The following is a 24,027-nucleotide window of genomic DNA, read 5'->3' as shown; positions in this document are numbered from 1 at the left end:
TTTGAAGAAGCGCTCACTAAATTATACATTCGAAGCCCTAGTGAACTCTTTACTTAGAGAGTTCCCAGACTCTGAGCATATCAAGTACGTTTCTACAGAAAAGAAAATTATCTTTACGGACAAGAAAGATCATCAACTTCACCTTGGCCTAAATTTCCACTCAGTACTTGGCAAACATCAATATAACGAAGAAGAATGCTCTTTAGGTGAAGATAAAATATCATTAGAAAAGGCCCTCGACTGGATTATAGATTTCTCTTGTCAGCTCCTAGATCAATCAAATCAAAGAGAGATTACTGCTTTTAAAGATAGAGTCTCAAGTAGTAATGAAAATATCAAAAAATTTACAACTCACCTAGGGGAGAGAATTGAAGAGCGCTACCAGTCTTCTTTGAATTTTATTGATACAGAATCTCTTTTAATATTAGGACACTCATTCCACCCTTATCCAAAGGCCAGAGATGGTTTCAGCGAAGAGGACTTCCAAAAGTACTCTCCAGAATTTCAAAGAGGTTTCTCTCTTGCGTGGGCAATTTCAGATGATGAAATAATTTTCGAAAAGCATATGCAAGGATTTGATTCACACTGGATTAAACATGTGGCAATAAGCTGCCTTGGTGAAGAGAGAGTGAATAATATCTTAGATGAAGGGAAATCTCTCCTTCCTATTCACCCTTATCAATTAAAGTATATAAGAGAAGAAGAGTATATAAAGAGTCTCGAAGAAAAGGGAAAGATTAGCTTTATCCAAGAGGACTCTACAACTCTTTGGTACAGTACTTCTTCTGTTCGAAGTATCTATTCACCGACTTGTAAGTATATGCTCAAGTTCTCACTTACTTTACGATTAACTAATTCCATCAGACATCTTCAACAAGTTGAAGTTGATCGTGGCATCCAAGTTAGTAAAGTCCTAAATACTAAAGAAGGAAAAGAGCTCAAAGCGAAGTGGAAAGACTTTCAAATAATTGAAGAGCCTGCATATGCTGCTTTTAAAGATCAAAGTTCAAAAGTGGCAATTAACTCAATCGTTTCATGCCGAATCAATCCATTTATTAATGGAGAGCAAGACTCAGCGATTCTTCTAGCTACTCTAAATCAACTCTCTCCTTCGAAGACTTCTATCCTCGACCAATTTATTGAAAGAGATGATGAAGAGGGTTACTTAAATTGGTTTAAAGCATTTACTCAGAAAGTCATCACTCCCCTTCTAGACGCGCAAGCAAACTTTGGGATCTTCCTTGGGGCCCATCAACAAAATATTATTTTAAAATTAGATGACGCCGGCCTACCTGTAAAAATGTACTTTCGCGACTGCCAAGGTACTGGATATAGTGAAGAAGGCTTCAAGGCCTACAGCCCATATTGCGATGAAATGGCACTAGATAATGGGAATATCCTCACTGAAGAGCTTGGTCAAAAGATCTTCTGCTACTATCTCATTATAAATACTACGTTTGACACTATATCTCACCTATCGCTTATCAGTGGCCTAGACGAGTCTAAGTACCTGCAAATACTAAATAAATCTCTTCGAATTCTCAAAGAAAAGGGAGTAAAAGATTCAAGCTGCATAGACTATCTGCTAAATGGGCCATACCTATGGGTAAAGGGAAATTATAAGTGCTGTCTTAAAGAGATAAACGAGAACACGATGAAGAGTCCTACGGATATTTATATCCCTATGAAAAATAGGATTCAGGAGAATATTTAAGTGGTTAAGAGAATTAGATTACAATCATTTCTTTCAGGGACATTTTACGATGTAAAATTAAATGAAAATAATATGATTTCAATATCTAATGATTCTAAGTCAGTTGATCTTTCAGTGACTCTCAAAGACACAACAGCAAAAGTTGAAAACTTCACTTATATCAGTGATGAATTTTCACTCCACACCTTGGAAGCAATCTTCAGTCTCTTTTTCGAGTCTGTTGAAGAAATCTTACTAGAGCAATCTCCTGTAAAAAACAGAGAGGATTTTCAACAATTTTTAAAAGGAAATCTCTTCTCTATTAATCGAAGTAGCTTTAGTGAATTAGGAAATATCTGGGCCAAGCAAAGTAACCCTAAAGACGAGGCCGTAAGTATACAAACTGGAGAAGTCACTCATCCAAGAAGACCTGCATATTCTCCGGGAGAATTACTTTACAAGAAGTACTTCCCAGTAATTGATAAAACGATTTCATATAGAGTGGCTGATGTTGAAAATGACCTAGATAATTTTCACTCATGGCATAACAAAGAATTTATCTATAAATTTTGGGAACTCAATAAATCAAAAGAAGAATTAAGAGAGTATCTTGCAACGGGACTTAAAGACCCTCATAGCATTCCTACAATTATGGAATTCGACAATAAGCCTGTTGGCTACTTTGAATTCTATTGGGCAAAAGAAGATAGGCTCGGCCCATTCTATGATTTCTCTGACTATGACCGTGGCTTCCATTTTCTCATTGGTGAGCTAGAGTGTCTTGGACAGAGAAATGTTGACTCTATTTTAAAGGCAACTTCTCACTATGCTTTTTTAAACGACCAGAGAACAGATCTTCTTGCAGGTGAGCCTAGAAGTGATAACAAGAAAATCATCAGATATGTTGATCACTTTCCTTGTTGGAGAAACGAAAAAGAATTCGACTTTCCACATAAGAGAGCGGCCCTCCTTCTCTGTGATAGAGAAACTTATTTTAGAGAGGGTTATCCATGGACTTAAGAGAAATTACGATTTTAGTAAATCAAAAGCTCGTGGCCAAGGCCCTCGGAGAGCTCTACTACGAAGAAAATATTTCTGCGGCACAAAATAATGAACTCTACAAATTAGAGCTTGCAAGTGGAGCGAGCTATACCTTTAAGGCCAGAGAGACTATTTGGACTTCACTAATTGTAGATCCAAATTCTCTTCTTAGAACTAAAGAAGGCAATTCAGAGCAAATTACTAGCGCTGCTCAATTTTATATCGATGCCCAAGAAGAGCTTGAGCTGAGCGATATCGTCCTAGCAAATTTTCTAGAAGAGCTAAACAATACAGTCGTTAGGGATATTCATCTCTTCAATAAGAGAAAGAATATTCTTGCTAAAGATTTAATTGGAATGACTGAAATAGAGCGTGAATCCTACCTAAATGGACACCCAAAAGCTTTACTTAATAAAGGCCGTATTGGGTGGAATCAAAGTGATTCATCTCACTACTCACCTGAGGAGTCCCAAGGGTTTAAGCTCCATTGGCTTGCCATTAGACGTGAGAATCTCACATATAAACTTTCAGATTCTATTTCAGAGAGTGAACTCCTTGATGAATCCTTTGACTCTGAAGAGAAGTCTAAACTTCTTCAAGAGCTTAAGAAGAAAGAGATCTCACTTGATGAATATATGATAATTCCAGCTCACCCTTGGCAGTGGGACAATATTATTCAAACTCAATTTAATTTAGAAATTGCGCAAAGTGAGATAATTCACTTAGGTGCACGAGGCGACTTATATAGACCACAGGTCTCTCTAAGAACTCTTTCTAATATCAGTAGAAAGTCTCAACTAGATATAAAAGTTCCACTAACAATCCTTAATACATCAGCAATAAGAGGACTTCCAAAGAAGTATATTCAAATTGGTGTAACGATATCTGACTTTTTACAAGAGTATCTAAGCTCAGATTCACTCTTAGAAAATGCAAATTTCTCAATCATCAAAGAGAGAGCTGGAGCTAGCTATGTAAGCTCTTACTTTGCTCAAATAAAAGACGCTCCATATAGATACCACGAATATATTGGCATTACTTGGCGCCAGAGCATGGAGTCCCTTGAGAGCTCTCCAGAAGAGAAAACTCTGATGACTGGGACAATGCTCTTTGTGGATAATAATAATAAATCATTAGTCGCAGAGTTAATTGAAAAATCGGGACTAGATAAAGAAGCGTGGCTTTCACTCTATTTTAATAAAGTTGTCATACCTCTCTACCACCTGCAGAGTTCTTACGGGATAAGTCTTGTATCTCACGGACAAAATATTGTACTTAAACTTAAAAATCACGCTCCTCACGGAGTTGCAATTAAAGACTTCGGTGGCGATCTTAGAATTAGCAATGAATTCAAAGATAAGTATAAAGCAGTTGAAGGTATAGAGAATATTGGAAACCTACCTGCTGCACACCTCATCCACGATCTCTATACAGGTCACATGGTGACATTAATGAGATTTGTTTCAGCTATTTTAGAAGATACTGAAAACTTTCCAGAAATTAAATTCTATGAGCTCTTAAGTAGAGAAGTAGAGAAATATAATAATGAATACCATCCTTCAAAAGAAATAAATCTTTTAAGAGAAAAATTTGAGCGAGTAATTATAAATACTGTGCGCTTTCAAATTGGTTATGGGGACTCATCACAAAGGCCGCTTCCAAAATTAGGGACGGATCTGATGAATCCCATTTTCCTTGGGCATAAATCAAGGAAGAAGGAAAACGAATGAGTACTGAGAAAATTTACGATTTAATTGGCATCGGAGTGGGGCCTTTTAATTTAAGTCTAGCAGCGCACTCCTCTCAAGTAGATAAAGTCGATAGTCTATTTCTTGAGCAGAAACCATCATTTGAGTGGCATAGAGAACTTATTTTTCAAGATTCTTATATGCAGACATCATTTTTAAAAGACCTCGTAACTGGTTCCGACCCTACGAATCCATATACATTTTTAAACTACCTAGTTAAGAATGGTCTCTTCTACTCCTTTATGAATACAGGAAGAAAGAGTATTACGAGAAAGGAATTCGAAGTCTACTGTCGTTGGGTTGCCGAATCCCTTGGAGACAAAATTGCCTTCGGTAATAAAGTGAATAATATTACTCATAAGAATAACCTCTTCGTAATTGAAACAAATAAGGCCGTCTTCACTGCTAAGAATATATGCCTTGGTACTGGTTTAATACCAAGTGTTCCAAAGTGTGCCAGAGACTTTATCGGTGATGAAGTATTCCATGCTAAATCAAAACAACTCGCCACTGTAAATCTTGAAGGAAAGAATCTCGTTGTTGTTGGCGGAGGCCAGACAGGTGTTGAAGTCTTTAGAAATGCTCTCAATGAGAAATGGGGACGACCAAACTCAATCAAACTCATTACAACAAGGGCAAATTTAGAACCCCTTGAAGCATCTCCTTTTACAGATGAATACTTCACTCCAGGGTACGTTAAGCAATTCTTCTCACTTAAAAATGATAAGAAAGAGAGCATTGTGAACTATCAACTTCTGGCAAGTGATGGAAATACTCCTGAATACCTAGAAGAGTTATATAACGAGCTCTACCTAGTTAAGAATATTCACCGCGACGAAAGAAAGATCGAAATCCTGCCATATCGCTGGTTGGATAAAGTTGAGAAAGGGGAAAACTCTTATCAACTAACTTATAGAAATGACTTCAGAGATAGACTTGAGAGCGATGAAGCAGATGTGATTATATTGGCCACAGGGTTTCAAAAGAGAACTCCGCCAATACTCGACTTATTAGAAGAACATATTCCACTGTGTGAGAAAGGTCGTTTTATCTTTAATAAGGACTACTCTCTTAAGTGGGATGGTGAAGAGACCAATAAAATTTTCGCCTTCAACTTTAGTCGTTATGGTCATGGAATCTCAGAGCCACAATTAAGTTTAATGGCATGGAGATCCGCCAACGTGATCAATTCTCTTTGTGAAGAAGAAGTCTATCCAACAAATAGCTTCAAACCAAACTTCATCGACTATGGAGAGGAATAGGAATTAAGAATGATTAGCGTAAAAGAAATTGAATCAAATATTTTTGAAGTGGAAATCACTTCACCAAGAGAGACTAATGATGAGACGACATTCTTAGATCTCCTTGATGATTTGATTGCCCGTAATTACTTTGGCCTTATCTTCTCTACTGAAGGAAAGGCCGGTTTCTCACCAGAAGCCAAAAAAGAAATGTCTACTTGGTTTAAAAAGAATAAGCCAATCTTAAAAGATAGATGTGTTGGGTTTGCAAGAGTCAATACCTCACAATCAAAAGCAGCTCGCTTTACAAGTAAGGCCATGAAACTCGCTATGCCATGTCCTTATCACGTTGTTACTAATAATGAAGATGCTAGAGAGTGGTTGTTAAACCTTCTTAGCACTTATGAAAAATAAAAGGTTTTTATATATGAAGTTACTTATCCTCATCTCAGCTATGTTACTAGGCGATCTTTCTTATGCTAACGAAAGTGAAGAAGCTAAAGAGAATGAAGCTATTTACATTATCGCCAGAAAGAGAAAAGAGAACCTTCAAGAGGTTCCTATTAGTATTACCACATTTAACGAATATCAATTAGAAGAAGCAGGAATAAATACTGTTAGAGATCTAACAGATACGACTCCTAATGTGAGCCTCATTGGTTCAACTTCGGGAAGATATTCAACTCCTTATATTAGAGGTCAAGGAAACCAAGACTTAAACTTACCAGAGGAAATTTCAGTAGGATTTAACTTAGATGAGGTTCCTCTTCCAAGATATGCAATGGATAATGATCTTGTCGACATTCAAAGTGTTGAAGTACTAAGAGGACCGCAAGGGACACTCTTTGGAAAGAATACTCAGGCCGGTGCTATTAATATCTACACAAAAGAGCCTAACTACAAAGATGGAAGTAAAATCACATTGGAAGCCGGAAATTTAGATACTAAGGCCTTTGTTGGTACAACAAACTTTCGCCTTGGTTCAGAAAAGCTTCAAAATAGATTATCTGTAAAATTGAAAGAGCAAGGTGGTTTTATAAAGGATACATACCTTAATAAAGACCTTGGTGATAGTGAGACATATTCTTTCAACAATACTCTCGTTTATCGTCCAACAAATACTTTTAAATCAACATTTAAAATTGGTGCTCAAAATAAAGAAGGAAGTGACGCTCTTATTATTTCAAGAAATGAGCCAGGCTATCCAAAATCTCATCAAAATATTGATCCGATCTACAAGTCAAACCTCATCACGACGTCACTAAAATTAGAAAAAGATTTTGATGATGTTCTATTAACAATCATTGGTGCTTTTAATTATTACGACTTCAATATTAAATATGATGAAGCTGATTACTATATCACTTATGACTATTTAAGAAGCCAAGTTGGTCAAGCTCTAGCAGATCAATATATCAATGACTCCAATGAACTCTTCAGATCAATTCAAGAGTATCAAAGACAGTATTACACAGAGTTTAGAATCTCCAATAAAGATAGTTCAGATATCTCTTGGACGACTGGTTTAAATATCTCTAGAAATCACTACAGACTTCTAAGTCATATTCGTACTTTTAGTGGAGGATTTGTATTTAAGAAGCAAAATATCAACTTAATTACTGATTCTTTTTCTGTATTTGGTGAAGCGACTAAGAAGCTAACAGAGACCTACTCTCTTACATTTGGAACGAGAGTAAATCATGATATAAAGGAATTCAAATCAATTCACAACTCAACAGCAATTGCTGACTACAGACAAAATAGTGAAGAAGACTTTACAAACTTTACTTCTAAGCTAACTCTAGCGGCGAAACTAAGTGAGACAAAGAACCTCTACGCCAGTGTAGCAAGAGGTTACCAATCAGGAGGTTATCCTTCTTATCACTTCAATAACTACAACGGCATTTCTAAGGACCAACCTGCTTATGAAGACTCAACTTCACTCTCTTATGAAATAGGTTCTAAGATGAGCTTCTTCAATAGAAAGCTAACTCTAAATTCAGCAATCTTTTTCAATGATATTAAAGATAAGCAAGTAAGAGTGAAGGACACTTCAACAAATCAAAGTTTTTACGCAAATATCGATACAGATGTCTACGGAGCAGAACTTGAAGCAAAACTTAAGGCAACTACTGATTTAACTTTTGGTTCAACTCTTGGATATACAAACTCTAAATTCAAAGAGGAGACTGTCTCTGGAACGAGTAATACAGTTCTCAACAAGAAAGGTGCTCGTCTGGCGAATATTCCATACTGGACAGGAAGTACATTTGCTCAATATTCTTATTTCTTAAATAGCGTAAATGGATTCTTAAACTTCAGAACAAGTTACAAGTATGTAGGGCATCGCTTTGGAGATAATATCAATCACACAAGAATGGGTAGCTACGGACTTGTTGGCGCGAGAGTCTCATTTGAGAAAGAGTCTTATACGATTACTACTTACGTTAATAATCTCTTTGATAAGCTCTACGAAAGTCAGGCCTATTACTACTCCGCTTTCGATAAAGAAGTCTCTTCTCCTGGTCAGCCAAGAACATATGGGGTGAAGGCCACATACAGGTTCTAAAAATAATAATTACAACAACTTAAAGGGTGTCAAAATCTATGACACCCTCTTGTAAAAAATTACTTCCTCCCCCTCTTTGCACCGATTTCATATAGAATGTCTCCATTCTTAAAAGGAGAACACTATATGAAGAGACTTATTATCTTAACTGCCGCCCTATCTACTCTTTCCACTCAGGCGTCTTTCTTTGATTTTCTAAAGTCTCACCCTGGAGCAAACCGACTTATTAACAACGCCTCCAATATTCAATTTGGAAGTGATAATACAGTTGGAATTGTAAAGGAAAACACAAAAGGCCAATGTATTGCCGCCATCCACGAGGCCATACAACAACAAAAAGATTCACCAAACTCTCTTGGAGTCATAAGTGCCGCGAGCCTTACATCTAAGGCCTATGCGAGCTCACTTGAAGGAAGCTACACTCAGAATTTTAAAGGTGATGGCTTCTTTGCAAAAAATTTACGAAGAGGGTTATCTAATAGAACAATGATCAAAGTTAATTCCTTCTCAGACAAAGTTATTCCCCACGAAATAAGTGGTTGCTCGAAACACTCTGAGATCCAATCAGTTAGAAAAATAGAATTTAAAGGAAAAGTGTGCAGATCAATCACGCACCAACTTGCCTCAGAGAAGTATAGAGTACTCTTTTGTGAAAAAGATCAAACTGCTTATACTGACTTCTTAGAGCTAGATTCTAAAATAATCAAAGAATATGAAGAGGTAAAATAACTCTAGTGAGTTATTGATGCAAAACAGCTGCGTTTATCTTTGAAAGCGCCATCACTTTCATGTAAGTCTCTTTTTGTAAAACCTACTGTAATATGTCCATAGAAGTTGGAGGCCTGGAACTTCTTAGGGTCACCTCCCCTACTTAGATAAATTTTCTCTATATTCTTTCTAAGTGATAGGATCTCTTTAGAGTTTATTACTATGAAGTAAGTTCCTTCATTTTTCTTATCAAGGACTTTTTCAAACTTCCCAAGACACTCTATTTGAAAATCCATACTTTGCATTTTCGCTTTCTTGGCAATTTCATTAATCTCCCTAATATCAATCTTTTCTTTCAATACTCTATAATACTCTACAGGTGTCACAATAGTGATATGGGCCTCTCCTCTATTTTTGAGCTTTAAGCCTGAGCGATCCTCTAACTCTTTCCATAGCTTCTTAACAGGAGCATATTGAATATCCATTGATAGATAACTTCCAAAAGGACCATCATTAGTGTGAGCAGTAAACTCTAAGTGAGAATTATTAAAAATCTCTTCACTAACTCTAAAGCTCTTATCCTCAAAGGCCAATAAGTTAGAAGAACTAAATAAAATCATCAATATAATCAATACTCTCATCTCTCACCTGCAACAATTTACTGCGTTTACTCACGAATTCTCTTCGTATAATTTCATTCAATGAAAAAACATTTATCTCTTAAAAGTATAACACCTTTCATTTTAAAACTTCACCTCTATATTGGAATCTTTATAGCTCCCTTTATTTTGTTGGCAACTCTCACAGGTGTGCTCTACATTCTGACACCTCAAATCGAGAGCTATATCTATCGAGATCTTCTAATCGTCGATTCAAACTCTAAGGTGAAAAAGTCTCTTGATGAGCAATTGGCCATCGCACTAAGTTCGGCTAAAGGGAGAGGCTTAAAACTCTATAGTATAAGACCTTCACTAAGAGAAAGTACTAGCACAAGGGTCCTCTTTAAGAGCGATAAACTTCGCTCTAGTGAGTTTCATACTCTTTTCATCAATCCCTATGAACTTACTATTCTAGGGGAACTTGGCACTTATGGAACCAGTGGAGTCTTACCACTTAGAATGAAAATAGATTATTTCCACAGAGATCTAATGCTTGGTGATTGGGGACGCTGGTATAGTGAATTAGCTGCCAGCTGGATGTGGATTAGTGGTCTTAGTGGCTTCTTTCTCTTTCTCATAAAATATAAGAAATCGATGGCAGGAAAACTATTAAGACGCCATGTCTTCATTGGGCTTTTCTCACTATTTGCACTCATTTTTCTCTCAATAACTGGACTCACTTGGTCCAAGTGGGCAGGCTCAACAATCTCAACGATTAGAAAAAGTCTTAGCTGGCACACGCCCTCGCCCAAGAGACTCATCTCTCCAACACAAGATTTAAATATAGCTCATAGTCTCGATAAAGTTTTCGAAATCTCAAAGAGAAACGGGATAGACTCTGCCTTTATTGAAATTGTTCCTCCAAAGAATAATACGAGCGCTTGGTTTATAAGAGAGATCGAAAGGAAGTTTCCACCCAAGGTTGATAGTATAACCATTCATCCGCAAAGTTTTGAAGTATTAGATAGCGCCTACTTCAAAGACTTTAATCTCATGGCAAAACTCACACGCTATGGAATAGACTTTCACATGGGCAATCTATTTGGTGTCTTCAATCAAATTCTTCTTACGCTTTTTGGTTGCGCTATCATCTATCTGATTATCTCTGGCTATAAAATCTACTTTAGAAGACTGAAGGCGAAGAAATTATTTGCTCCCAATAATAGCTTAATCGAGATATTCAAACGCCAGCCTATGGCAAATAAGCTTCTCATAGCTAGTACCATAGCAATTCTTTGCTACTTTCTACCTCTTCTGGCCATTAGCCTGATGCTCATTCTTACTACTGAAAAATTTTATTGCTTAAGATCTTAATGCTCAAATAAAGAATTTTAAATTGACCTGTTATCAAATCAAAGATCGGTAATTTATTTGTAATAATATGTTCCTTTACCTTGCCCACCTTTTTGAATTTCATTGTCTTCCACAAGGCTAAAAACGTGTGATTTAACCGTGTTTCTATTAGCTCCAGTAAGTTTAACAATATCGCTAATAGATAGTTTTTCATGTTCTTTAAGATGAATAAGTATTTGTTCAGAAAGTTTTGGTAGTGATTTTAAAATATTTTCTTTTTCAACTTTTCTTTTAAGAGAGTCCTTCTGCTTGACAAGACATTCAAGAAAGAAAGTAATCCAACTAATAAGGCCGTTAGCACTATCTCCATTTTCTGTTTGCGCTTCTCTAAGTTTCAAATAATATAAATCTTTGTTCTCTTCTATAACTCTCTCCAAAGAAGAGTAAGGAGTGTAGTCATAACCCGCCCTTAAGAGAAGGAGACTTGTAAGTGCTCGCGACAATCTTCCATTACCATCTTGAAAAGGATGAATTGCCAAAAAACTTACTGTAAAAATTGCGATGGTAATTAAGATATGTATTTCAGGTTCACTCGTTGAGTTAGAAAGCCAGTCAGATAGAGATTCCATCTTGTAAGGAGTTTCAAGCGGAGGTGAAGTTTGAAAAATAATTCCGAGACTTTTTCCGTCTGGAGCAAAAGCCTCAACATGGTTATTAAGTTTTTTATATTCGCCTCTGTGACGAATGTCTTTTGAGCTAAATTTAAGTAACTCTTGATGAAGTTGTTTAATGATATTTTCATTTGGGATAAGTTCTGAACTGCTTTCAAAGATAAGATTCATTACTTCTGCATAGCCTCCTACCTCCTCTTCATCACGACTTTTAAATGAATTCACATCAAGACCAGATAGGAGGGCCCTTACTTCTGAGTCACTTAATTTAACGCCTTCGATTCTAGTAGATGAAGCGACAGACTCAATAGTGGCCACTTTTTTTAGGCTCATAAGTTTGTCCGGAGCTAGCTGGCCAAGCGCAGACCACGAGCCTTTAAATTCATCAATCTCAGCTATAAGTTTGAGAATTTTAGGTGTTATTTGAACACTTTTTTGCCATATTTCCATTTTTACCTCTTATCCACAATTATATCCATAAATATCCAAATAACCAATCTCTTTGGGATATTTATGGATATTTTTATGGATAATTGATCACCTAGAAGTTAACTTGCAACAAAGCAAATCAATAAAAAATATATAAATATTGCTTTATAATTATATAAGCAGAGGCTTAGAAAGCGAAAAATTTAGACACAAAAAAGCCCAGATCTCAGTCTGGGCTTTTTTAGCTTTTTAATGGTACTCCCAAGGGGATTCGAACCCCTGTTACCGCCGTGAAAAGGCGGTGTCCTAGACCAGGCTAGACGATGGGAGCACATTAAAAAATAAAAATGGTGATCTCTCTGCGACTCGAACGCAGGACCCTCTCCTTAAAAGGGAGATGCTCTAACCAACTGAGCTAAGAGACCATAGTTATTTTTGAAAGGCATTTATATTTTTTTAGCACGAAAAAGTCAATTGTATATTTTGCAACATTTACTTTTTAAATACTATCTATTTTCTTCCCTATCATTATTACTATCTCTGTACACAGATATTGATTCTGAAAGAATGGAAAATGCTGACTTTAAAAATACTAGAGCAATGATTAATCCCACAATTATATCGGGCCACTTACTCTGAAAGTAATACACGAGGGCCGCAGCAATAAGTACTCCAGTGTTTGCAACGATATCATTGCGCGAACAAATCCAAGTGGACTTCATATTAATGTCATCTTCTCTATGCTTTAATAAAAGAGCAAGGCATGCGCTATTTGCAATCAACGCCAATACACCAACAACCCCCATAGTCTGTGCCGCTGGTAAAACGTCATTTAAGGCCTTGTACGTGGCCTCTCCGAGTACATAAAGACCAAAGAGAGTAATGATCAGACCTTTTAACAGAGCGGCCTTGGCCTTCCATCTAAGGCCCTTATTAATAACATATAAACTAAATGCATAAACAGTAGCGTCTCCGAGCATATCTAGAGAGTCTGATAAAAGCGCTGTAGACTTTGAAAGAATTCCATAACTAAATTCAATCAAGAACATCACAAAATTGATAATTAAAACAATGACGAGAACATTTCTCTGCTTCTCACGCAGTTGATCTAATTCTGTACTCTTGCTTTCGCAGCAACTCTTGGCCATGTGAACTCCTAAAAAGTAAAAATTAGTTGTAGCAGAAAAAGAAGACACAAAAAAGCCCAGATCGCAGTCTGGGCTTTTTTAGCTTTTTAATGGTACTCCCAAGGGGATTCGAACCCCTGTTACCGCCGTGAAAAGGCGGTGTCCTAGACCAGGCTAGACGATGGGAGCACATTAAAAATAAAAATGGTGATCTCTCTGCGACTCGAACGCAGGACCCTCTCCTTAAAAGGGAGATGCTCTAACCAACTGAGCTAAGAGACCATAAATTCATCTTTGAACGTGAAAATGAGAATAAAGATTTACGGCTTTTCTGTCAAATAAAAAGTTAGATAAATTGAGTAATTTATATAAAAAATATACTTTGCCACTTGTCTGAAAGCGCGTCATTAATTATGTTGTGCATGAAATACGTAAAATAGGTTTAAGAAGTGGAAAATACTAAAGAAAATCCAACAAAAAAAGTTGCCCTACACACTCTAGGTTGTCGCCTCAATTTTTCAGAAACTGGATCTGTGGCCAAAGGTTTTACAGACAGAGGTTATGAAATTGTAGAGTTTGGAGAGAAGGCCGATGTTATCTTCGTCAATACATGTACAGTTACAGATGCAGCAGACTCAACTTGTAGAAACCTAATTAGAAAGGCCCACAAATCTTCTCCAGAGGGAAAAATTGTTGTGGCCGGTTGTTACGCACAAATGGAGCCAGAGACAATTGCTAATATGCAAGGAGTAGATCTCGTTCTTGGTACATCTGAAAAATATAAAGTCTTTGAATATTTAAATGAAGAAGACACAACCGCAATTCACGTAGACAAAACAACTGACTTTTATGGAGCCGCAACGACAACGGCTGATTCACATACGAGAGCTTTCTTAAAAATTCAAGATGGCTGTAACTATGTTTGCTCATTTTGTATTATTCCATTTGCTCGTGGAAGGTCTAAGGCCATTAGTATAAATGGCGCTCTAGAAAACGCGAAGAAACTTATAGAAGATGGCTTTAAAGAAATTGTTCTCACTGGTGTTAATATCGGTGAGTATGAAACATCATCAGGTGAAAAGCTCACAGACATGGTTAAAGCTCTACTAGACCTTGAAGGACTAGAGAGACTACGCCTATCTAGTGTTGAACCCAATACAATTACAGATGAGTTACTAGAAGTATTTAAAAGCTCTCCAAAATTCAAAGATCACTTTCATATTCCTCTACAGTCGGGAGATGATGAGATCTTAAAAAATATGAGACGTAAGTACACTGTTGCAGACTACAAGAAAGTAATAAATAAGATCATTACGGCCTTCCCTAATGCAGGAATTGGTGCAGATATTATTTGTGGTTTTCCTGGTGAGACAAAAGAGCAATTTGAGAATACTTATAATCTCGTTAAAGAGCTTCCTATTACACACTTCCACGTCTTCCCATACTCTAAAAGAAAGGGAACGACAGCCGGTAGAATGGATAACCATATTCATAGCGCGACTAAGAAGGAAAGAGTTAAGTCTCTTCTTCACTTAGGAGAAGCGAAGCTAGCACTCTTCTCTGAAGATCAAGTTGGTTCACAGAGTGAAGTACTTTTTGAAAGAAGAACTAAAGACGGACTCTATACAGGTTACACTACTAACTATGTTAAAGTTTACGTCGAAACTGAGCTTGAACTAAAAAACCAGATCAGAAGCGTCTATTTAAAAGAATACAAAGACGGTAAAGTATTTGCTGAGTTAATCCAATAATCACCATTACTTTACATTCAACTGACACAAAGAAAATCATAGTAAGGCATTATTAATCTTGTAAGAGTAACAGGAGATTGATTATGCCTTACAAACGTCATCTCATTATTTTATTTTTCTTATTTCTTAGTACACTAAGTTTTTCTTCATCTGCCGAGAACTCAAGTCTAGATGACAAAGACGTTTTGGAATCAAAAATGATTGTTAATGAAGAATTAAATAATCGTCTTGAGAAGATTTTATTAGAGAAACAGATTGAGATGAATAAAGACAAATTCTAAAAAGTTGTAAAAGGTCTAACCTTTTTCTTCCTTTCTTCCTTGTATATAGAGGGAGTAGTTAGCGCTACTCCCTCTTGTCATTTTAGCTTAAAAGAAATCTTTTCTAAACTTTATCTCGCTTCTCTCAGGTCCATAAGCAAGAATAGAAACTGGAATTCCCAGCTCTTTTTCAATTAACTCAATATAAGAGTTCAAGTTATCTGATAGCTCACCTTTAAAATCGTCTTCAAATGGAGGCAGGTCTGTCAGAACTGGTTCAACCTTAGAGAGATCAATTCCAGGGTAAGCACAGTCTATTTCTTCCCCATTATATTTATAAGACTTACAAACTTTAAGCTCATCCATTCCACTAAGTACATCTACCTTAGTAAGAGCAATACTAGTTAAACTCGAGCACTTTACGGCATACTTTAGTAAAGGAAGATCTAGCCAACCACATCTACGCTTACGACCAGTTGTTGCGCCAAATTCGCCACCTTTTTGTTGGATAAATTCCCCAACTTCACTAAATAGCTCTGTTGGAAAAGGTCCCTCTCCTACTCTTGTAGTATAGGCCTTAGTAATTCCTAGAACTTCATCAACCTTTCCTGAAGGCATCCCAGCACCTGTAAAGATTCCTCCATAGCTCGTGCTAGAAGAAGTTACAAATGGATAAGAACCATAATCAATATCTAGAAGTATTCCTTGGGCACCTTCAAAGAGAATATTCTTATTCTCTTTGACAGACTTATCTAAGAAACTAAACGTATCGCAAATATATGGGGAAATTAATTGCCCTAATTCAAATAACCTCGCGGCTTCTTCCTCAACACTTGGATACTCTACTTGATAAAGGTTTTTTAGAAGGAATTCTTTTTCAGTTAAATTAGCCTTTAACTTTTGAACTAAAACATCTTTATCCAAAAGATCTTTTAACTTAATCCCTTTTCTAGAAATTTTGTCTTCATAAGCTGGTCCAATCCCCTTACCAGTAGTTCCAATCTTCACTGGACCTTTAGACTCTCTCTGAGCATCAATGATTTTATTATACATTGTAATGACTGATGCATTTCCCGAGATTTTTAACTTCTTACTATTTACTTCAATTCCGTTTTGAATAACGTTTTCTAGCTCTACCTTAAAAGCTTCAGGGTCAAAGACTACACCGTGACCTACAACTGATACGCAGTGATCATGTAGAATTCCAGATGGTATGAGATGAAGAACAATTTTCTTCTCTCCTACAATAATAGTATGTCCGGCGTTGTTTCCCCCTTGATAGCGAACAACAACATCACACTTCTGACTCAATAAATCAGTGATCTTTCCTTTACCTTCATCTCCCCACTGAGAGCCAATGATTGCTAAGGATTTCATTATACTCTCACTTCATTTAAGAGGTTTTCATTGATAAAGAATTCCTTTAACTGATGAACCGCCATCTCTCCTACTCTAAATTGAGCTTCCTCTGTTGAAGCTCCAAGGTGTGGTGTCATAACAAGGTTGTCCAAAGATCTTAACTTAGAATCTTCCTCTAAAGGCTCTGTCGCATAAACATCAAATCCAGCCCCTCTAATTTTTCCAGCATTTAAAACTTCATAGAGATCATCTTCGTTTACGATTCCACCTCTAGCAGCATTAATAAGTATTGCATTTGGTTTCATTAAAGAAAGAAGTTCTTTATTAACAAGTCCTCTTGTAGCATCCATTAGAGGAGTGTGAATTGTTATAATATCACTCTCACTAAAAAGTTTTTTTAAGTCATCGCACTTACTAACATAAGAGAGATCACTTCCCTCTTGGAAAGGATCAAAGAATTGAACTTCAGGATCAAATCCACCAATTCTCTTTGCTACGATCTGACCAATTTGACCAAACCCTAGGATACCTACTTTCTTATTAGCAAGTTCATTTCCAGTAAATTTAGACTTGTCCCATCCTCCGCTCTTCATTGTAGAGTGGGCCCACGCTGTCTTTCTTAGTACAGTCATCATAAGTGCTACTGCATGTTCAGCAGCAGAGTTATTATTGGCACCTGGAGTGTTTGAAACTCTAACTCCAACTTCCTGGCAAGAAGCTTTATCAATATTATCTGTTCCAGCTCCAGCACGAATCACATACTTTAAATTTGGAGCAAGGTCTAAGTACTCTTTTGTTATTGTCGTTGCAGATCTGATAACAAGACCATTTATTTTTGGAAGTAATTCCTTCAATTCTTCTTGAGTAATTTTAGAAGAAGGATGTACGTCAAATTCGTTTGTATTCTTTAGGTCTTCAAATAGATTTTTATCAAAGCCATCAGCTACTACAATAAAAGGTTTCATGAGCCCTCCCAAGGGTCTGAGTTAGAAATTTTACGACATGAGAATTATAGGAATTTTTCTAGGGACCTAAAAGGGAAAAAGGGCCCCGAAGGACCCTTTTTTTGCCTGGGCGGGCGAATAAGTGTAAAAACCAGAATTTTTATTTAAGCTGCTATGGGTTGAAGATCCATTCTTAATTGCAGCTGCTCAAGAGTCTTCTGGAACTCTGAAAGTGTTGGTAAGTTTCCAAAATGAGTATTCTCATTCGGATTCTTTGAAATAAAATCATACAACTCGATTACGGTGGAATCCTCGCGATCTTTTAAGAACGCCCTCCAATTGGATTCTCCTTTACTCCTGTAATTCTGGAATAGATCCTTCACAAGCTCTTCTCGCGTCATAGCGCCAATTGAGACAACACTTCCGTTGCTGTCGAGTTCCAAGTGCCAAACGCGATAGTTGGACTGGTTAGCAGGATGGTGTGAATTTTCTACAGCGATTGCCATGTACATATCTCCCTCCTTAAAGGTAGTGACCCTAATGGTCTTTTACTCAAGAAACATCCTGTTAGTTGAGTTGTGTGTGTAAGAGTTTAAGCTTCCTGCTTATCCTCAAATAAAGCATATGATAACTGGAGTAAGAAAGTCTCTTACATAAGACTAACAAAGGGATTCGGCCCTGTTCGACAATGTAAGATAAACTGGAGTCGCCATGGAAAATTGGTGTCAAAAATGATCAAGTTTTTGTCAAGACAGCCGCGAGCACCGCGCAAAGGCCGACTTAATCCATAAGAGATTCAGGGCCAAAAAGCGCCACAACATCTTGGCCTATTGAGAAATCAAAATTACTCTTAAGCACCTTGGCATAAAGGGGTCTACTTTTTAGGTACTCTAATTTTATAAGGTAAACATTCTCATCACTTTCAATTATTTCTACAATTTTACAATTTATATAGTGAGCGAAGTTACTCTTTAATGTTGGGTCTGGGGCTAAAATAATATGATTGGAGTGAATAAGATAATCACTTGTAGATTTATCTATAAAATTTAATTTTAAAGAATGTACATCTTCCTTTCTTAGAATATTAATTGGTCCTCGAGGGTCTAAATTTCTCAAGGCCTCTTCTCTATTCATAACCTGGAGAGGTTCTCCACGTTGCATATATATAACTTCATCACAAAGCGCGCTTAGCTCCTCCATAGAGTGAGTCACCATAAGAATTGGTATCTTAAATTCTGTATTAATCTTTAAAATTAAATCGAGAATTTCTTTCTTCGCTTTAGTGTGAAGTGCACTAAGAGGCTCGTCCATGAGAAGGATATCGGCCGCTGAGAGAATTGATCTTGCAATAGAGACTCTCTGAACTTCACCACCAGAGAGCTTGTGTATTCTTTTATGAAGTAGGCTCTCAATCTCTAGGGCCTTAACTATTTCATCAAGAGAGTACTTTATTTTTTGACATCTCTTAACTGCAAACTCAAGGTTCTTTAAAACATTTAAATGCGGAAAGAGTGAATTTTTCTGAAAGACATAACCAATAGAGTAATCACCTTCAAAATGAATTTCTCCTTCAAAGTCTTTTTCTACCCCAGCAATACAATTTAAGAAAGTTGTCTTTCCACTACCAGAATCTCCATAGACAATAGTAATAGATTCTTTGGAGATCTTAAAATCACCAGAACAAAACTCAAATCCTGAATATATCTTTCTTATATTTCCCTCAATCATTTAAGTCTCTCTCTGATAATGTATTCAAAAAGTAAATAACGATAAGAGTAAAAAATGAAAAGAGTAACATGACTAAAGAAAGTTGATGGGCCTTTGAAAACTCAAGCGCTTCTACATGATTAAAAATATCTATTGAGACTACTCTCGTTACTCCCGGAATATTTCCTCCTATCATCATCACAACACCGAACTCTCCAATGGTGTGAGCGAAACTTAGAATACTTCCTAGCAATAGCCCCTTCTTACTCAAGGGAAGAATTATATTAATGAAGCGATCCCACCTCTTTGCTCCCATAAGCCTTGCTGATTCCAAATAAATTTTAGGAACGCTATCAAAGGAATTAATGAGAGGTTGTACACAAAATGGAAGAGAGTAAATGACAGAACCAATAACAAGCCCAGTGAAATTAAATGTTAAATTTCCAGAGAAGCCAAGAGTTCTCAAGCTAGTTGAAAGCCATCCGTTAGGGTTTAAAATGATTAGTAGATAAAAGCCTAATACCGTCGGAGGTAGAACTAAAGGAAGAGAGAGTATGGCCTCTATAAAGATCCGATACCTCTTCTTCACCCTTACAACAAGGTAGGCAAGAGGCATTGAGATAAGAACGAGAAAGATCGTTGTAACAAATGCAACTTTTAAAGTTAGAAGAATTGAGTTCATACATTCTCCGAAACTTTGTATCCAAATGTCTTAATCATATCTTTTACTTTCTTTGATTTTAAAAAAATAAAGAAGTGCTTCATTTCATTTTTAAATTTACTTCGCTTTAAAATAATACATTCCTGCTCTATTGGATCGTAATCACCTTCACTAATTTCTTGATATGTATTTGTATCTACTTTATCTGCGATGAGAAGGGATTTGGCAACAAAACCAGAAGAGCTATTTCCTGTTCGAATATATTGATAAGTTGAACCAATATTATTTCCATAGACAAGCTTTGATGTGACATCATTAAAAAGATCATTCTTAACTAGTGCTTGCTTAGCAGCTCTACCATAGGGAGCCAGCTTTGGATTGGCAATGGCAACCTTCCCTTTGAGAGATGTAGCTACATCTTTCCAGTTTTCAACTCTTTTACAACTAGGGCAAATGAATGCAATCTTTCCACTGGCATAGGTAAAGCGACTACTATCAATCGTTAACTTATCAGCACTTAACTTCTCTACAGTTGACGTATCGGCCGAAAAGAAAGCATCGAAAGGAGCACCATTTCTTATTTGAGAATATAAGCTTCCAGTTGAACCAAGACTAATCTGTAATTGAACACCATGCTCTCTCTCGTAGAGTTTTACGATTTCTTTCATAGTGTGACTAAAGTTAGAGGCCACCGCAATTAGCGGAGAAGCCTCTATACTAAGATTTGAAATAAATATAAAAAGACACGCAGTGAAAAATTTCACTACGCATTCTCGTCATACTCATCGTGACCGGGGATCTCTTCAGGAAGAGGATCAATAAAGCTAATTCCGAGGTGAACAAGTCTCGTTCCAGCATCACAATTTGGTCTTGTATTCTTACCAATGACAATTCCTGATCGATCTGCAAATATCTCTTCTTTAACTTGTCCAAACACATCGTAGACTATGGCAATCAGCTGTCCTTTCTTAACTGTGTCAGTTAATCCAGGGAGAACATCGACCACTCCACCTTTAGTTGAATTAATCCAATAAGACTCGTCACAAATAGCGGCATTAGTTACTAGATCTTGAACTTCACCATCAATCATCTTTAGAAATTTCATTGTATTTAAAATACCTTCAAGAGTTTCATCAATTAATGAGTGCTGAAAGGCATTTGGATTTCCAATCTCAATAGTGATTGCAGGTATTCCATTTTTATTGGCCCAGGACCTTAAAGTTCCTTCCTCATCGTATTTCTTAACAATGATTTGAGGATTCTGAAGATATGCAAGCCTTTGACATTCTTCATCTTCAATATCTGCTCTAATATAAAGACTGTTCACTCTTCCGTGACTTGCAGTGTGAAGGTCTAGGAGATAATTAAACTTAGAAACAATTTTATTTATAAAATGATGAGCATAGATCTTACTAGGACTTCCGGCAGGCTGCCCTGGCATGATTCTATTGAGGTCAACATTGTCTGAGAATTGCCTTTGGTTAAGTAAGTAACCAGGTGTATTTGAAATAGGTACTAGAACAAGAGTTCCTTTAAGTTTCTTTGGATCAACACTTTCTATCAATTTAAAAATTGTAGAAATTCCATTTAACTCATCCCCATGTAAAGCTGCTGTCACCCCTAGAGTCTTTCCTTTTTCCATTCCCCTAATTATGACAACAGGAACTTTCCAAGGAACGCCTAGAGAATTATCTGCTACATGAATTTGCAATCTGTGAATTTCACCTCTTTTAAGTGAGGAGATTTTCAAATCATCTTTTGTTTTTACTGTTAATATCTTTTCCATACCTTCCTCTAAATCATAATCTCATTAATGAGAGACTTATCATTATCCAGCGATTTAAATAATTTCTTTCTGAAATTACCTTTTTTATTAATTAAATTTAATGACATCTTATCAATGGCCACAATTGTAAGAACTGTTTGAATATAGGCTTCAATTAAATCATCCGTCCCAATCCCTAACGTGTTAAAATCTTTTCTATCCATTAATAGAAGTCTTGAAGTATCTGAAGACCACTTATTATCACCAAGCTTTTCAGAAAGATTCGTTCCCAGAACTTCCCAGCTATTCCCTTCTATTGTAGGCTCAAGAGCAGACTTCGCCCTCCTTGCATAAATGGCACAAGGAAAGAACCCTTTAGGAGTTGAGTAGACGAGAACTCTTAAATCGGCAATAAACGTCTTCCCCTTCTTATTAGGTATTGTCCCAATATGAAAATACTTTCCTGCCGACGTTGTCGAACTCCAGTCATAATGACCAATCAAACTTTGAACAATAAATTGATCGTAGTCATGTTCTAACTTCATAAAGTCATCCAGTTCAGACTCAGAAGTTATTGTGTAAACACCCTGTCCAGCATTTGAGTAAGGGTTCTTAACGACGGCCTTTCCTCCAAACTTCTTAACCCACAGAGGAATTTCTAACTTAGAAACATCCTTAATCGTCTCTGGCATAAGAATCTCTAACCCAGATTCTGCAATCTCAGAGTTGAAAAGCTCATAGGCCTTATTTGCCAACAATTTATTTCGCCCGCCAGAGAGACAGACGAGAGTTGGATTATAGATTAGCGTCTTAGTTTCAATTGGAATTCTATTCCAAGGCTTTTGAGTTACATATCTAAAAGCTGCACGAATAGGTATCTTCTCACCATCTTTTTCTACATGCATAACACCATCAATGAAGCTAATCAGTGAGTCACTTCCATGATAGTGAGATACAAGTAACACTTCCTCTCCCGTAATATCTGCAATCGTTGCAGCATAGCCAGAAGTCTCCATATAATTCTTATCATAAATTACGGCAAGCTTTCCGCTAGGAAGTCTCTTCTTTTTTAAAAGAGGAATAAAGGAATTTTCAATCAACCCTTTATAACCTCTATACTCATCTGACTCCGAGGCAGCGGGCATAGATTTTTGCCCCGAAGGACAAGAGTTTGTCTCAAGGACAACCATTTTTCTATTTCCCATTTCAGTTGCAACGTAGAAAAGGTCTGCTCCCCCCCAGTGAAAATTGGAAGATTGATATTTTAAAATTTCACTTAAGGCCTTTGGGCAAACTTGAGGATTGAGATGAACATAGCGATTAACAATTCTATCGTGATTTAATGTAAAGAAATGTCCAACCATCGAATGGAGATGAGAGTTTAAAGACTTTGGGTAAAAATGTTTTTCAACCTCAAATCCGTCGGGCTTAAAAACTTCAATTTCATTCTGCATTTTATTCTCCAAAACTATAATTTATTCTTCAATAACTGATAACCATAGCCATTGTAATTCTTCTTTATAATTCCCCAAACAGATGTTTGAAGCTCTTCAACCTCACCAAGCACAATAATATTCTTATTGGCACAGAACTTCTTCTTGGCCGCCTCAGGAACTATCGTAAAGGCCAATCCTTGTGCGGTTACCATTTCAAGAAGATCTCTCTCATCACCTTCACCTATTATTTTTGGTGTGATTGAATTTTTGGAAAAGAATAACTCTATTTCATATTTTAAGTAAGAATTTTTTGTGTAATTAAAAAAGGGAATCTTCCCCAAAGATTCGGGAAAACCTCTTCGATACTTTTGGTATTTCTTGTGGGCGACAACGTAAGTCTTATTCGCCCCCACTCGGTAGGAACTCATTGAGCCTGACGTGAGATCTTGTCCATCTGTAAAAACGATATCTAAATTTTCTTCCTCTAGATCTGCAAGCAGCAAATGCTTTTGCCCCTCTTTAACATTAACTACAATCTCGTCTTGATTAAAAAGCGGTAAGATTGTCTCATAGAGAAAATGATGGGACATAAAATGAGTGACACCAATATCAATCGACTTCTTTGGCAATTGAATCTGATTACGAAGCCTTCTCGTCAACTCCCTTCCTTGAGTAAAAATACCCTCGGCATAGTTGAGGGCGAACTCTCCCTCCGTTGTAAGAAATAAGCTTCGATTTCTTCTCTCAAAGAGACTGCAATCAAAGTACTCTTCCAGCAATTTAATTTGATCACTAATTGTCGGCTGAGACACGAAGAGCTTCTCCGATGCCGCTTTAATTGAGCCCTCTTTTGCAACAATGTAAAAGTAGTATAAGTGGTTAAAATTAAGTCTTTCCATAGTAAACCTCAATTAACTTTAAACTAATTATTATCGCAATTAAAACGATTTTTATTATTTTTTGAA

22 protein-coding genes and 4 tRNA genes are annotated in these 24,027 nt (G+C 36.7%); 10 read left to right on the top strand and 16 right to left on the bottom strand.

All coding sequences use genetic code 11. From position 1 onward, the window contains the following. The first annotated feature begins 1 nt into the window (after position 1). From BMS_RS02585 to BMS_RS02555, 7 genes are all read left to right on the top strand, one after another. The gene (locus BMS_RS02585; protein WP_014243227.1) at positions 2–1,714 is read left to right on the top strand and encodes an IucA/IucC family protein; all 1,713 of its coding nucleotides are present in this window, start codon (positions 2–4) and stop codon (positions 1,712–1,714) included. Beyond that, positions 1,715–2,713 (top strand): GNAT family N-acetyltransferase, encoded by a 999-nt coding sequence (locus BMS_RS02580; protein ID WP_014243226.1) that lies wholly within the window; start codon positions 1,715–1,717, stop codon positions 2,711–2,713. Continuing rightward, complete coding sequence (locus BMS_RS02575) at positions 2,704–4,464, top strand: IucA/IucC family protein (protein ID WP_014243225.1); 1,761 nt, start codon at positions 2,704–2,706, stop codon at positions 4,462–4,464. Before BMS_RS02580 ends, BMS_RS02575 begins: the two co-directional genes overlap by 10 nt. Further along, positions 4,461–5,744 carry a lysine N(6)-hydroxylase/L-ornithine N(5)-oxygenase family protein gene (locus tag BMS_RS02570; protein WP_014243224.1) on the top strand — a complete coding sequence of 428 codons (1,284 nt, stop codon included), beginning with the start codon at positions 4,461–4,463 and terminating at the stop codon, positions 5,742–5,744. The genes BMS_RS02575 and BMS_RS02570 overlap by 4 nt, the downstream gene beginning before the upstream one ends. A 9-nt stretch (positions 5,745–5,753) precedes the next feature. Beyond that, positions 5,754–6,137: a hypothetical protein gene (locus BMS_RS02565; RefSeq protein WP_014243223.1), complete on the top strand. Its 384-nt coding sequence runs from the start codon at positions 5,754–5,756 to the stop codon at positions 6,135–6,137. 13 nt (positions 6,138–6,150) lie between these two features. Continuing rightward, the gene (locus tag BMS_RS02560; RefSeq protein WP_162137842.1) at positions 6,151–8,292 is read left to right on the top strand and encodes a TonB-dependent receptor; all 2,142 of its coding nucleotides are present in this window, start codon (positions 6,151–6,153) and stop codon (positions 8,290–8,292) included. 126 nt (positions 8,293–8,418) lie between these two features. Then, positions 8,419–9,021 carry a hypothetical protein gene (locus BMS_RS02555; RefSeq protein WP_044557217.1) on the top strand — a complete coding sequence of 201 codons (603 nt, stop codon included), beginning with the start codon at positions 8,419–8,421 and terminating at the stop codon, positions 9,019–9,021. Between the two features lie 2 nt (positions 9,022–9,023). Here BMS_RS02555 and BMS_RS02550 read toward each other — a convergent pair whose 3' ends face one another. Next, the gene (locus BMS_RS02550; protein ID WP_014243220.1) at positions 9,024–9,641 is read right to left on the bottom strand and encodes a hypothetical protein; all 618 of its coding nucleotides are present in this window, start codon (positions 9,639–9,641) and stop codon (positions 9,024–9,026) included. A 60-nt stretch (positions 9,642–9,701) separates the two neighbouring features. Between BMS_RS02550 and BMS_RS02545 the strand changes: the two genes are divergently transcribed. Then, complete coding sequence (locus BMS_RS02545; protein WP_014243219.1) at positions 9,702–10,973, top strand: PepSY-associated TM helix domain-containing protein; 1,272 nt, start codon at positions 9,702–9,704, stop codon at positions 10,971–10,973. A 53-nt stretch (positions 10,974–11,026) separates the two neighbouring features. On the opposite strand, the gene BMS_RS02540 is transcribed toward BMS_RS02545, so the two are convergent. The 6 genes from BMS_RS02540 to BMS_RS02515 all read right to left on the bottom strand — a co-directional run bounded on the left by BMS_RS02540 (position 11,027) and on the right by BMS_RS02515 (position 13,461). Beyond that, entirely contained in the window at positions 11,027–12,073 is a 1,047-nt protein-coding gene (locus BMS_RS02540) for a Fic family protein (RefSeq protein ID WP_014243218.1), read from the bottom strand. A gap of 232 nt (positions 12,074–12,305) precedes the next feature. Beyond that, positions 12,306–12,383 (bottom strand) — tRNA-Glu (locus BMS_RS02535). 17 nt (positions 12,384–12,400) lie between these two features. Then, positions 12,401–12,477: transfer RNA gene (locus tag BMS_RS02530), tRNA-Lys, on the bottom strand. An 81-nt stretch (positions 12,478–12,558) separates the two neighbouring features. Beyond that, positions 12,559–13,200 carry a cation diffusion facilitator family transporter gene (locus tag BMS_RS02525; RefSeq protein ID WP_014243217.1) on the bottom strand — a complete coding sequence of 214 codons (642 nt, stop codon included), beginning with the start codon at positions 13,198–13,200 and terminating at the stop codon, positions 12,559–12,561. A gap of 90 nt (positions 13,201–13,290) precedes the next feature. Next, positions 13,291–13,368 (bottom strand) — tRNA-Glu (locus BMS_RS02520). A gap of 16 nt (positions 13,369–13,384) precedes the next feature. Further along, positions 13,385–13,461, bottom strand: a tRNA-Lys gene (locus BMS_RS02515). Positions 13,462–13,628: 167 nt separating this feature from the next. On the opposite strand from BMS_RS02515, the gene mtaB reads away from it, so the two are divergent. Further along, positions 13,629–14,930, top strand: coding sequence for a tRNA (N(6)-L-threonylcarbamoyladenosine(37)-C(2))-methylthiotransferase MtaB (gene mtaB / locus BMS_RS02510; protein ID WP_014243216.1), 1,302 nt, complete (start codon positions 13,629–13,631; stop codon positions 14,928–14,930). 83 nt (positions 14,931–15,013) lie between these two features. Then, complete coding sequence (locus tag BMS_RS02505; protein WP_044557214.1) at positions 15,014–15,211, top strand: hypothetical protein; 198 nt, start codon at positions 15,014–15,016, stop codon at positions 15,209–15,211. An 87-nt stretch (positions 15,212–15,298) separates the two neighbouring features. On the opposite strand, the gene BMS_RS02500 is transcribed toward BMS_RS02505, so the two are convergent. The 9 genes from BMS_RS02500 to BMS_RS16610 form a co-directional block, all read right to left on the bottom strand. Then, entirely contained in the window at positions 15,299–16,567 is a 1,269-nt protein-coding gene (locus tag BMS_RS02500) for an adenylosuccinate synthase (protein ID WP_014243215.1), read from the bottom strand. Next, the gene (locus BMS_RS02495) at positions 16,567–17,514 is read right to left on the bottom strand and encodes a hydroxyacid dehydrogenase (protein ID WP_014243214.1); all 948 of its coding nucleotides are present in this window, start codon (positions 17,512–17,514) and stop codon (positions 16,567–16,569) included. The genes BMS_RS02500 and BMS_RS02495 overlap by 1 nt, the downstream gene beginning before the upstream one ends. A 143-nt stretch (positions 17,515–17,657) precedes the next feature. Next, a complete protein-coding gene (locus BMS_RS02490; protein WP_014243213.1) occupies positions 17,658–18,005 on the bottom strand; it encodes a hypothetical protein in 348 nt (115 codons plus the stop codon). A 268-nt stretch (positions 18,006–18,273) separates the two neighbouring features. Beyond that, positions 18,274–19,221, bottom strand: coding sequence for an ATP-binding cassette domain-containing protein (locus BMS_RS16615; protein WP_014243212.1), 948 nt, complete (start codon positions 19,219–19,221; stop codon positions 18,274–18,276). Beyond that, positions 19,214–19,882 (bottom strand): molybdate ABC transporter permease subunit, encoded by a 669-nt coding sequence (modB, locus tag BMS_RS02480; RefSeq protein WP_014243211.1) that lies wholly within the window; start codon positions 19,880–19,882, stop codon positions 19,214–19,216. Before modB ends, BMS_RS16615 begins: the two co-directional genes overlap by 8 nt. Then, entirely contained in the window at positions 19,879–20,529 is a 651-nt protein-coding gene (gene modA, locus BMS_RS02475; RefSeq protein WP_044557821.1) for a molybdate ABC transporter substrate-binding protein, read from the bottom strand. Before modA ends, modB begins: the two co-directional genes overlap by 4 nt. Before the next feature lie 95 nt (positions 20,530–20,624). Continuing rightward, positions 20,625–21,647 (bottom strand): succinylglutamate desuccinylase/aspartoacylase family protein, encoded by a 1,023-nt coding sequence (locus BMS_RS02470; protein WP_014243209.1) that lies wholly within the window; start codon positions 21,645–21,647, stop codon positions 20,625–20,627. Positions 21,648–21,655: 8 nt separating this feature from the next. Further along, complete coding sequence (locus BMS_RS02465) at positions 21,656–23,080, bottom strand: ATP-grasp domain-containing protein (RefSeq protein WP_044557213.1); 1,425 nt, start codon at positions 23,078–23,080, stop codon at positions 21,656–21,658. Positions 23,081–23,094: 14 nt separating this feature from the next. Continuing rightward, positions 23,095–23,961, bottom strand: coding sequence for a LysR family transcriptional regulator (locus BMS_RS16610; protein WP_052590562.1), 867 nt, complete (start codon positions 23,959–23,961; stop codon positions 23,095–23,097). Between the last annotated feature and the right edge of the window lie 66 nt (positions 23,962–24,027).

This window comes from Halobacteriovorax marinus SJ (assembly GCF_000210915.2).
GTDB classification, from domain to species: Bacteria; Bdellovibrionota; Bacteriovoracia; order Bacteriovoracales; family Bacteriovoracaceae; genus Halobacteriovorax; species Halobacteriovorax marinus.
Note: the sequence above shows the minus strand (reverse complement) of the source record. Positions and strands in the feature narration are given on the sequence as shown.